At 61.2% G+C, this 10461-nt stretch carries 8 protein-coding genes; 4 read left to right on the top strand and 4 right to left on the bottom strand.

All coding sequences use genetic code 11. The features are described 5' to 3' along the window. Positions 1 to 152: 152 nt before the first annotated feature. The 4 genes from FIV39_RS31235 to FIV39_RS31220 form a co-directional block, all read right to left on the bottom strand. Entirely contained in the window at positions 153 to 893 is a 741-nt protein-coding gene (locus FIV39_RS31235) for a YciK family oxidoreductase (RefSeq protein WP_090407446.1), read from the bottom strand. A 141-nt stretch (positions 894 to 1034) separates the two neighbouring features. Next, entirely contained in the window at positions 1035 to 1706 is a 672-nt protein-coding gene (gene mupP / locus FIV39_RS31230; RefSeq protein WP_090407444.1) for an N-acetylmuramic acid 6-phosphate phosphatase MupP, read from the bottom strand. A gap of 4 nt (positions 1707 to 1710) precedes the next feature. Beyond that, a complete protein-coding gene (gene ubiG, locus FIV39_RS31225) occupies positions 1711 to 2409 on the bottom strand; it encodes a bifunctional 2-polyprenyl-6-hydroxyphenol methylase/3-demethylubiquinol 3-O-methyltransferase UbiG (RefSeq protein ID WP_090407441.1) in 699 nt (232 codons plus the stop codon). Between the two features lie 64 nt (positions 2410 to 2473). Beyond that, entirely contained in the window at positions 2474 to 3805 is a 1332-nt protein-coding gene (locus FIV39_RS31220; protein WP_090407439.1) for a TRZ/ATZ family hydrolase, read from the bottom strand. A gap of 109 nt (positions 3806 to 3914) precedes the next feature. On the opposite strand from FIV39_RS31220, the gene mtnA reads away from it, so the two are divergent. The 4 genes from mtnA (at position 3915) to pheA (ending at position 10457) form a co-directional block, all read left to right on the top strand. Beyond that, positions 3915 to 4985 (top strand): S-methyl-5-thioribose-1-phosphate isomerase, encoded by a 1071-nt coding sequence (mtnA, locus tag FIV39_RS31215; protein ID WP_090407436.1) that lies wholly within the window; start codon positions 3915 to 3917, stop codon positions 4983 to 4985. A gap of 425 nt (positions 4986 to 5410) precedes the next feature. Then, entirely contained in the window at positions 5411 to 8065 is a 2655-nt protein-coding gene (gene gyrA, locus FIV39_RS31210) for a DNA gyrase subunit A (RefSeq protein ID WP_146371687.1), read from the top strand. A gap of 212 nt (positions 8066 to 8277) precedes the next feature. Beyond that, a complete protein-coding gene (serC, locus tag FIV39_RS31205; protein WP_053132455.1) occupies positions 8278 to 9363 on the top strand; it encodes a 3-phosphoserine/phosphohydroxythreonine transaminase in 1086 nt (361 codons plus the stop codon). Next, entirely contained in the window at positions 9363 to 10457 is a 1095-nt protein-coding gene (pheA, locus tag FIV39_RS31200; protein WP_053132458.1) for a prephenate dehydratase, read from the top strand. The genes serC and pheA overlap by 1 nt, the downstream gene beginning before the upstream one ends. Positions 10458 to 10461: the final 4 nt, after the last annotated feature.

Genomic DNA, 10461 nt, shown 5'->3' with positions numbered 1-10461 from the left:
ATTTACTTGCCTTGAAGAGTGGGGAACGATAAGTCGGAAACTGCGTGAATCCCCGCGAAAACGGGGATACCAGCAAGATGAGCTATGGAGTGGGAGATTTGGTTAGCGCATATGGGGCAAGCCCCCTTCCACACTGGGTTCAACGGTGTGCCTTACTGCGCGTCAAACGCCTGTCCATTGATGCCGGTACTGTCCGGCCCCATCAGGTACAGGTACACCGGCATGATTTCTTCCGGCGTCGGGTTGTCGCTCGGGTTTTCCCCTGGATACGCCTGGGCCCGCATGCTGGTACGCGTGGCGCCGGGGTTGATGCTGTTGGCGCGTACCGGTGCGACCGTGTCGAGCTCATCCGCCAGGGTTTGCATCAAGCCTTCAGTGGCAAATTTCGACACACCATAAGCACCCCAATACGCCCGGCCCTTACGCCCGACGCTGCTGGAGGTGAACACCACGGACGCATCCTGGGACAGCTTGAGCAGCGGCAACAATGTGCTGGTGAGCATGAACATCGCATTGACGTTGATGTGCATCACCCGCATGAAGTTCTCACCGGACAGCTGCTCGATCGGAGTACGTGGGCCAATGATCGAGGCGTTGTGCAGGAGGCCGTCGAGGTGGCCGAATTCTTTTTCGATCATCGCTGCCAGCTCATCGTATTGATGGGGCAGGGCGGTCTCCAGGTTGAAGGGGATCACCACCGGCTGCGCATGGCCGGCCGCTTCGATCTCGTCATACACCTGGGCCAGGTTGGCTTCGGTCTTGCCCAACAACAGCACGGTCGCGCCATGGGCTGCGTAGGTTTTCGCCGCCGCCGCGCCAATCCCGCGACCGGCGCCCGTCACCAGGATGACCCGGCCTTTGAGCAGTTCTGGACGTGCAGAGTAATCAAACATAAAAAGCCTCGACAGAATTCAGCGGGTTACAAACACCTATCTTGAGCGCAGTGAAGATCCAAATGTGGGAGGGGCGGTGCGACGATTCGACTTGCCCCCTCCCACATTGGATCTTCCTTAGTCAGTAGAGCGAGTGAGCGATCAGCAACTGCACAGTGCGTTATCCAACACCTTGCGCAGTTCCAGCGGATGATCCACCACCACATCCGCGCCCCAGTGGCGTGGGTTGTCGTCCGGGTGGATATAGCCGTAGGTGACCGCCGCCGTGCGCGTTCCGGCATCGCGGCCAGACTCGATGTCACGCAGGTCGTCGCCCACGAACAGCACGCTGGCCGGGTCCAGGTCGAGCATCTTGCACGCCAGGATCATGGGCTCCGGATCCGGCTTGCTGTTTTTCACGTGGTCCGGGCAGATCAGCAGGGCTGAACGCTCGGCCAGGCCCAACTGCTGCATGATCGGCTCGGCGAAGCGCAGTGGCTTGTTGGTGACGACGCCCCAGATCAGCTTGGCCTTCTCGATGTCTTCCAGAAGCTCGGCCATGCCGTCGAACAATTTGCTGTGGACGGCGCAGCCTTTCAGGTAACGCTCGAGGAATTCTTCGCGCAGTTCTTCAAAACCAGGCGTTTCAGGGTCCATCGAGAAGGTCACGGCGACCATCGCCCGCGCACCACCGGAGATTTCGTCGCGGATGTGCTCGGGATTCATCGGTGGCAGGCCACGGTCCGCGCGCATGGCCTGGCAGATGGCGATAAAGTCCGGCGCGGTGTCCAGCAGGGTACCGTCCATGTCGAAGAGAACCGCTCGCAACTTCACAGGCTTACTCCTCGCGCAGGGTCTGGATCATGTAGTTGACGTCAACGTCGCTGGCCAGTTTGTAGTGCTTGGTCAGCGGGTTGTAGGTCAGGCCGATGATGTCCTTGACGGTCAGCCCGGCCTGGCGGCTCCACGCGCCCAGTTCGGACGGGCGGATGAATTTCTTGAAGTCGTGGGTGCCGCGCGGCAGCAGCTTCATGATGTATTCGGCGCCGATGATCGCGAACAGGTACGCCTTGGGGTTGCGGTTGATGGTGGAGAAGAACACCTGGCCGCCCGGCTTGACCATGCGGAAGCAGGCGCGGATCACCGAGGACGGGTCTGGCACGTGCTCCAGCATTTCCAGGCAGGTGACCACGTCGAACTGCTCGGGCATTTCTTCAGCCAGGGCTTCGGCGGTGATCTGGCGGTATTCCACGTTGACGCCGGATTCCAGCTGGTGCAGTTGGGCCACGGCCAACGGCGCTTCGCCCATGTCGATGCCCATCACGGTCGCGCCGCGCTGGGCCATGGCTTCGCTGAGGATGCCGCCGCCGCAACCGACGTCCAGCACCTTCTTGCCGGCCAGGTTGACGCGTTCGTCAATCCAGTTGACCCGCAGCGGGTTGATGTCGTGCAGGGGTTTGAACTCGCTTTCGCGGTCCCACCAGCGGTGGGCCAGGGCTTCAAACTTGGCGATTTCGGCGTGGTCGACGTTGCTCATGGTGAATCCTCTAAATCTGATAAATCGGTTTGTCGGTCCTGAACACGCGGGTTCAGAGCCAGCGTTATTCGGCGTGCCCGCTGATGCGTTTTCCCCAGGCAATGGCCGTGGCGGTCAACTGTTGTTCATCCATGCGGGTGAGTTGCCGGTCGTCGAGCAACTGCTTGCCGGCGACCCAAAGGTGTTTCACGCAATCGCGTCCGGTGGCATATATAAGCTGTGAGACCGGATCGTAGATCGGTTGTTGCGCCAGCCCCGTCAGATCGAAAGCGACCATATCCGCCGCCTTGCCCACTTCCAGGGAACCGATTTCGCTTTCCAGGCCCATGGCACGCGCACCGTTGAGCGTAGCCATGCGCAGTGCACGGTGGGCGTCCAAGGCGGTGGCCGAGCCGGCGACGGCCTTGGCCAGCATCGCGGCGGTACGGGTTTCACCCAGCAGGTCCAGGTCGTTGTTGCTGGCGGCGCCGTCGGTGCCGATGGCCACATTGACGCCCGCCTGCCACAGACGCTCCACCGGGCAGAAGCCACTGGCCAGTTTCAGGTTCGATTCCGGGCAATGGATGACGCTGGTGTTGCTTTCTACCAGCAAAGCCAGGTCGTCCTCGCTGATTTGGGTCATATGAACGGCCTGGAAGCGCGGGCCCAGCAGGCCGAGGCGTCCCAGGCGCGCCAATGGCCGTTCACCGGTTTGTTCGACTGCCTGTTGTACCTCGAAAGCGGTTTCATGCACATGCATATGGATCGCGGCGTCCAGCTCTTCGGCGATTACCCGGATTTTTTCCAGGTTGGCATCGCACACGGTGTAGGGCGCGTGGGGGCCGAAGGTGATCTTGATGCGCGGGTGGTGCTTGAGGTCGCCGAACAGCTCGATGCCCTGGCGGATAGCCTCATCGGCGGTGCCGGCGCCGGGAATCGGGAAGTCGAGGATCGGAATCGCGATCTGTGCACGCATGCCGCTGTTGTGCACGCAATCGCTGGCGACCTTGGGGTAGAAGTACATGTCCGAGAAGCAGGTAATGCCGCCCTTGAGCTGCTCGGCAATGGCCAGGTCGGTGCCGTCACGCACGAAGGCCTCGTCGACCCACTTGGCTTCGGCGGGCCAGATGTGTTTTTCCAGCCAGGTCATCAAGGGCAGGTCATCGGCCAGGCCGCGAAACAGGCTCATCGCCGCATGGCCGTGGGCGTTGATCAGGCCGGGGCTGAGCAGCATGCCCGGCAGTTCGCGCACTTCACTGGCCGAAAGCTTCAACGCCGCAGCCCGTGGCCCGATAAAGGCAATCCGCCCATCGCGAATGCCCACGCCGTGTTGCTTGAGCACCACGCCGGCGGGTTCGACAGGTACCAGCCAGGTTGGCAGTAGCAATAAGTCGAGCGGGGCAGCAGTGGAGGTCATCGCAGGCTTCTTCCCGGGCAGCTATAAAAGAAGCGCGAAGTATACCCGAGCGTCCTGGCTGGCGGATCGCTATAATCGGCGGCTTTTGTTGATGAGTACGGGGTGAGGGATGCGCGATCGACTGTTGGCAGCGGAGAAAGTGAAGGCCATCGATTGGCGTGATGGCACGCTGCACCTGCTCGATCAACGTGCCTTGCCATCCCAGGAGCGCTGGGTGGCTTGCTCCACGGTCGATGAAGTGGCTGCGGCCATTCGCGCCATGGTGGTGCGTGGTGCACCGGCCATCGGCATCAGCGCGGCCTATGGCCTGGTGCTCGCCGCTCGCGAGCGCATCGCCGAGGGCGGTGACTGGCAGGCCGCATGGGAAGACGACTACGCGCTACTGGCCGATACCCGTCCGACCGCTTCGAACCTGTTCTGGGCGCTCAAGCGCATGCGCGATCGCCTGGACCGCGTCAGGAAGCACGCCGATCCGTTGGCGGTGCTGGAAGCCGAAGCTATCGCTATCCATGAAAGCGACCGGGAAGCCAACTTCGTCATGGCCCAGTTGGGCGTTGAGCGAATTCGCAAGCATCAGGGCAACGCTCAGGCGATTTTGACCCATGGTAACGCCGGCGCCTTGGCGACAGGCGGTGTCGGCACGGCCCTCGGGGTGATTCGCGCCGCCTTCCTGGAGGGTTTGATCGAGCACGTCTATGTCAATGAAACCCGTCCATGGTTGCAAGGCTCGCGGCTGACCGCCTGGGAGCTGGCGGGCGAGGGTATCCCGGTCACAGTGAATGCCGACTCGGCCGGCGCGCATATCCTCAAGACCAAGGGCATCACCTGGGTGATCGTCGGCGCCGATTGCATTGCCGCTAACGGCGATGTGATCGGCAAGATCGGCACCTATCAATTGGCGGTGTGCGCCATGCACCACGGCGTGCGTTTCATGGTGGTGGCGCCGAGTTCGACCCTGGATCTGATGATGGCCACGGGGGAGGATGTTGCGTTGGAAGAGCGCGATCCCGGCGAGCTGCTGGAGGTTATGGGGCAGCACTTGGAGGTTAATGCGTTTAATCCGGTATTTGATGTGACTCCGGCCGACTTGATTGATGTGATTGTGACCGAGAAGGGCGTGGTTGAGCGGCCGGATACGGCGAAATTGGCCAAGTTAATGTGCCGTAAGCGGCTGCATTGAGGGCTGTGATGTGGGTGAAACGGCTGTCGGGGGGCAAGCCCGTTCCCACACTTGAAGGGTGAACACAGTCGAAATGTGGGAGGGGGCTTGCCCCCGATTGGCCCTGAAAGTCAATAAAACCCACGGATCCGCCCTCAAAAAAAAGCACCACCCCATCTCTGAGCCCCTCTCGTCGCCCTCAAGCCTGTCATCCGTCAAATTACTAGTCTCCATGCGCATCAGGGGGATAGGTGCGTGGCGGCGATTGTGATAACATCCGGCGGTTTCCAGGGCTGCCCCCAGGGGTTGCCCATAACGTGCAGATCCGTGTCATAACTCGTTGATTTGTCGTAAGTCGTTGTCAGGCAGTGTGCCGGCAACGGCGAGCTTCGTTCGTCCCATATGGATGCGACGAGGTTTCACCCGAAAAAGGAATCAGGCTTCTCATGGGCGAACTGGCCAAAGAAATCCTCCCGGTCAATATCGAAGACGAGCTGAAACAGTCCTACCTCGACTACGCGATGAGCGTAATTGTCGGTCGGGCACTGCCTGATGCGCGCGATGGCTTGAAGCCCGTGCACCGGCGTGTGCTGTTCGCAATGAGCGAGCTGGGTAACGACTGGAACAAGCCGTACAAGAAATCTGCCCGTGTTGTCGGTGACGTGATCGGTAAGTATCACCCTCACGGCGACACTGCGGTGTACGACACCATCGTTCGGATGGCCCAGCCGTTTTCCCTGCGCTACCTGCTGGTAGACGGCCAGGGCAACTTCGGTTCGGTCGACGGCGACAACGCCGCAGCCATGCGATACACCGAAGTGCGCATGACCAAGCTGGCGCACGAGCTGCTGGCTGACCTGCATAAAGAAACCGTGGACTGGGTGCCGAACTACGACGGCACCGAAATGATCCCGGCGATCATGCCGACCCGGATCCCCAACCTGCTGGTCAACGGTTCCAGCGGTATCGCCGTGGGCATGGCCACCAACATCCCGCCGCACAACCTCGGTGAAGTCATCGACGGTTGCCTGGCGCTTATCGACAACCCTGAGCTGACCGTCGATGAGTTGATGCAATACATTCCCGGTCCAGACTTCCCGACCGCCGCGATCATCAACGGTCGTGCCGGCATCATCGAAGCCTACCGCACCGGTCGCGGCCGCATTTACATGCGCGCCCGCTCGATGATCGAAGACATCGACAAGGTCGGTGGCCGTCAGCAGATCGTCATCACCGAACTCCCGTACCAGTTGAACAAGGCGCGTCTGATCGAGAAGATCGCCGAGCTGGTTAAAGAGAAGAAGCTCGAAGGCATCACCGAGCTGCGCGACGAATCCGACAAAGACGGTATGCGCGTGGTGATCGAGCTGCGTCGTGGCGAAGTGCCTGAGGTGATCCTCAACAACCTCTACGCCCAGACCCAACTGCAAAGCGTGTTTGGTATCAACGTGGTTGCACTGATCGACGGCCGTCCGCGCATCCTGAACCTCAAGGATCTGCTGGAAGCCTTCGTACGTCACCGTCGCGAAGTCGTTACCCGCCGTACCGTGTTCGAACTGCGTAAGGCCCGCGAGCGCGGCCACATCCTGGAAGGCCAGGCTGTAGCACTGTCGAACATCGACCCGGTCATCGCCCTGATCAAGGCTTCGCCGACGCCGTCGGAAGCCAAGGAAGCGCTGATCAAGATGCCGTGGGAATCCAGCGCCGTCGTGGCGATGGTTGAACGTGCCGGTGCCGACTCGTGCCGCCCGGAGACACTGGACCCGCAATACGGCCTGCGTGACGGCAAGTACTTCCTGTCGCCGGAACAGGCCCAGGCTATCCTGGAACTGCGCCTGCACCGCCTGACCGGCCTGGAGCACGAGAAGCTGCTGGCCGAGTACCAGGAGATCCTCAACCAGATCGGCGAGCTGATCCGCATCCTCAACAGCGCCGTGCGCCTGATGGAAGTGATCCGCGAAGAGCTGGAAGTGATCCGCGCCGAATACGGCGACGTGCGCCGCACCGAAATCCTCGATGCTCGCCTCGACCTGACCCTGGGTGACATGATCCCGGAAGAAGAGCGCGTGGTGACCATCTCCCACGGTGGTTATGCCAAGACCCAGCCATTGGCTGCGTACCAGGCCCAGCGTCGTGGTGGTAAAGGTAAATCGGCTACCGGCGTGAAGGATGAGGACTACATTGCTCACCTGCTGGTCGCCAACAGCCACACCACGCTGCTGCTGTTCTCCAGCAAGGGCAAGGTGTACTGGCTCAAGACCTACGAAATCCCGGAAGCCTCCCGTGCTGCCCGTGGTCGTCCGTTGGTCAACCTGCTGCCGCTGGACAGTGATGAATACATCACCACCATGCTGCCGGTCGAGGAATACACCGAAGGTCACTTCATCTTCATGGCCACCGCCAAAGGCACCGTGAAAAAGACCCCGCTGGAATCCTTCAGCCGCCAGCGCAGCGTGGGCCTGATCGCCCTGGAGCTGGACGAAGGCGACGTACTGATCAGCGCGGCCATCACCGATGGCGAGCGTGAAGTCATGCTGTTCTCCGACGGCGGTAAAGTGACACGCTTCAAGGAATCCGACGTCCGTGCCATGGGCCGTACCGCCCGCGGTGTGCGCGGCATGCGCCTGCCGGAAGGGCAGAAGCTGATTTCGATGCTGATCCCGGAAGAAGGCAGCCAGATCCTCACCGCTTCCGAGCGTGGTTATGGCAAACGCACCGCCATCAGCGAGTTCCCGGAGTACAAGCGTGGCGGCCAGGGCGTTATCGCCATGGTCAGCAACGACCGCAACGGCCGTCTGGTCGGCGCGGTCCAGGTGCTCGACGGCGAGGAAATCATGCTGATTTCCGACCAGGGCACCCTCGTACGTACCCGTGTGGCTGAAGTGTCGAGCCTGGGCCGTAACACCCAGGGTGTGACCCTGATCAAGCTGGCCAAGGACGAAAAACTGGTCGGCCTGGAGCGTGTCCAGGAACCGTCGGAAGTGGAAGGCGAAGAGCTGGAAGGTGAGGAGTTTGAAGGCGAGGTGATCGCAACGGGCGATGACAACGTCGACGAGCCAACCCTCGATGCTGCCGCAGACGAAGAAGAACCGCAGGAATAAGCGGACACACAGGGGGCGGATGAAGATTCGCCCCCTTGTTGTTTGTCCCCTTTGAAAGAACAACGCCGCCCCCTGTAGGAGCGAGCTTGCTCGCGAAAATCGTCAACGATAACGCGAGGTGCCTGATGCGCCCTTGCGCTCTCGGGTTTTTCGCGAGCAAGCTCGCTCCTGCAGTGTTTGATTTCAGTCCCACCAGATCAGAGAGATTGGATGTGAGCAAGAGAGCCTATAACTTCTGTGCCGGTCCCGCGGCGCTTCCTGAAGCAGTCCTGCAGCGTGCGCAGGGTGAACTCCTCGACTGGCATGGAAAAGGCCTCTCCGTGATGGAAATGAGCCATCGCAGCGATGAGTTCGTGTCCATTGCCACCAAGGCCGAGCAGGATCTGCGCGACTTGCTGGACATCCCATCCAATTACAAAGTGCTGTTCCTGCAGGGGGGCGCGAGCCAACAGTTCGCCCAGATCCCGCTGAACCTGCTGCCGGAAGACGGCACTGCCGACTACATCGACACCGGTATCTGGGGGCAGAAGGCTATTGAAGAGGCCTCGCGCTACGGTCACGTCAATGTCGCCGGCACCGCCAAGCCCTACGACTACTTCGCCATTCCAGGTCAGAACGAATGGAAGCTGTCGAAGGATGCGGCCTACGTGCACTACGTCGCGAACGAAACCATTGGCGGCCTGGAGTTCGACTGGGTGCCGGAAGTCGGTGACGTCCCGCTGGTGTGCGACATGTCCTCGGACATCCTCTCGCGGCCTATCGACGTGTCGCGCTACGGCATGATCTACGCCGGCGCGCAGAAGAACATCGGCCCGAGCGGCATCCTGGTCAACATCGTCCGTGAAGACCTGCTGGGTCGCGCCCGCTCGCTGTGCCCGACCATGCTCAACTTCAAGGTCGCAGCCGACAATGGCTCGATGTACAACACCCCGCCGGCCTTCGCCTGGTACCTGTCGGGCCTGGTGTTCGAGTGGTTGAAAGAGCAAGGCGGTGTCGCCGCCATGGGTAAGCTCAACGAAGAGAAGAAGCGTACCCTGTACGACTTCATCGACGCCAGCGGCCTGTACAGCAACCCGATCAACCTGACTGACCGCTCGTGGATGAACGTGCCGTTCCGCCTGGCTGACGACCGCCTGGACAAGCCATTCCTGGCTGGTGCCGACGCACGCGGCCTGCTGAACCTCAAGGGCCACCGTTCGGTAGGTGGCATGCGCGCCTCCATCTACAACGCTGTCGACATCCACGCGATCAACGCGCTGGTTGCCTACATGGCAGAGTTCGAAAAGGAACACGGCTAATGTCTGAACAAGAACTCAAGGCCCTGCGGGTACGCATTGACAGCCTGGACGAAAAGGTCCTGGAGCTGATCAGCGAGCGTGCGCGCTGCGCCCAGGAAGTGGCACGGGTGAAGATGGCGTCCCTGGCTGAAGGCGAAGTGCCGGTGTTCTACCGACCGGAGCGTGAAGCCCAGGTGCTCAAGCGCGTCATGGAGCGTAACAAGGGCCCGCTGGGCAACGAAGAGATGGCGCGGTTGTTCCGTGAAATCATGTCGTCGTGCCTGGCGCTCGAGCAGCCGCTGAAAGTGGCTTACCTAGGCCCGGAAGGCACCTTCACCCAAGCGGCGGCCATGAAGCACTTCGGCCACGCGGTGATCAGCAAGCCAATGGCGGCCATCGACGAAGTGTTTCGTGAAGTGGCGGCCGGTGCGGTGAACTTTGGCGTGGTGCCGGTGGAAAATTCCACCGAAGGCGCGGTCAACCACACGCTGGACAGCTTCCTCGAGCACGACATGGTGATCTGCGGCGAAGTCGAGCTGCGCATCCACCATCACTTGCTGGTGGGTGAGAGCACCAAGACCGACAGCATCAGCCGCATCTATTCCCACGCCCAGTCCCTGGCCCAGTGCCGCAAGTGGCTGGACGCCCATTACCCGAATGTCGAGCGCGTGGCGGTGTCCAGCAACGCCGAAGCGGCCAAGCGCGTGAAGGGTGAGTGGAATTCGGCGGCGATCGCCGGTGATATGGCGGCTGGCTTGTATGGCCTGACGCGCCTGGCCGAGAAAATCGAGGATCGCCCGGACAACTCCACGCGCTTCCTGATGATCGGCAGCCAGGAAGTGCCGCCGACCGGCGACGACAAGACCTCGATCATCGTCTCCATGAGCAACAAGCCCGGCGCGCTGCATGAGCTGCTGGTGCCGTTCCACGACAACGGGATTGACCTGACGCGTATCGAGACGCGTCCTTCGCGCAGCGGTAAATGGACTTACGTGTTCTTTATCGACTTCATCGGCCACCACCGCGACCCGCTGGTCAAGGGCGTGCTGGAGAAGATCAGTCAGGAAGCCGTGGCGCTCAAGGTGCTGGGCTCTTACCCGAAAGCGGTTTTGTGAGGCT

The sequence above is a fragment of the Pseudomonas grimontii genome (assembly GCF_007858185.1).
Classification (GTDB): domain Bacteria; phylum Pseudomonadota; class Gammaproteobacteria; order Pseudomonadales; family Pseudomonadaceae; genus Aquipseudomonas; species Aquipseudomonas grimontii.
Note: the sequence above shows the minus strand (reverse complement) of the source record. Positions and strands in the feature narration are given on the sequence as shown.

Excerpts from the sequence above, each read along its gene's own strand:
- FIV39_RS31235 (WP_090407446.1), bottom strand. The coding sequence starts at position 893 with ATGTTTGATTACTCTGCACGTCCAGAACTGCTCAAAGGCCGGGTCATC.
- ubiG (WP_090407441.1), bottom strand. The coding sequence starts at position 2,409 with ATGAGCAACGTCGACCACGCCGAAATCGCCAAGTTTGAAGCCCTGGCC.
- FIV39_RS31220 (WP_090407439.1), bottom strand. The coding sequence starts at position 3,805 with ATGACCTCCACTGCTGCCCCGCTCGACTTATTGCTACTGCCAACCTGG.
- mtnA (WP_090407436.1), top strand. The coding sequence starts at position 3,915 with ATGCGCGATCGACTGTTGGCAGCGGAGAAAGTGAAGGCCATCGATTGG.
- gyrA (WP_146371687.1), top strand. The coding sequence starts at position 5,411 with ATGGGCGAACTGGCCAAAGAAATCCTCCCGGTCAATATCGAAGACGAG.
- pheA (WP_053132458.1), top strand. The coding sequence starts at position 9,363 with ATGTCTGAACAAGAACTCAAGGCCCTGCGGGTACGCATTGACAGCCTG.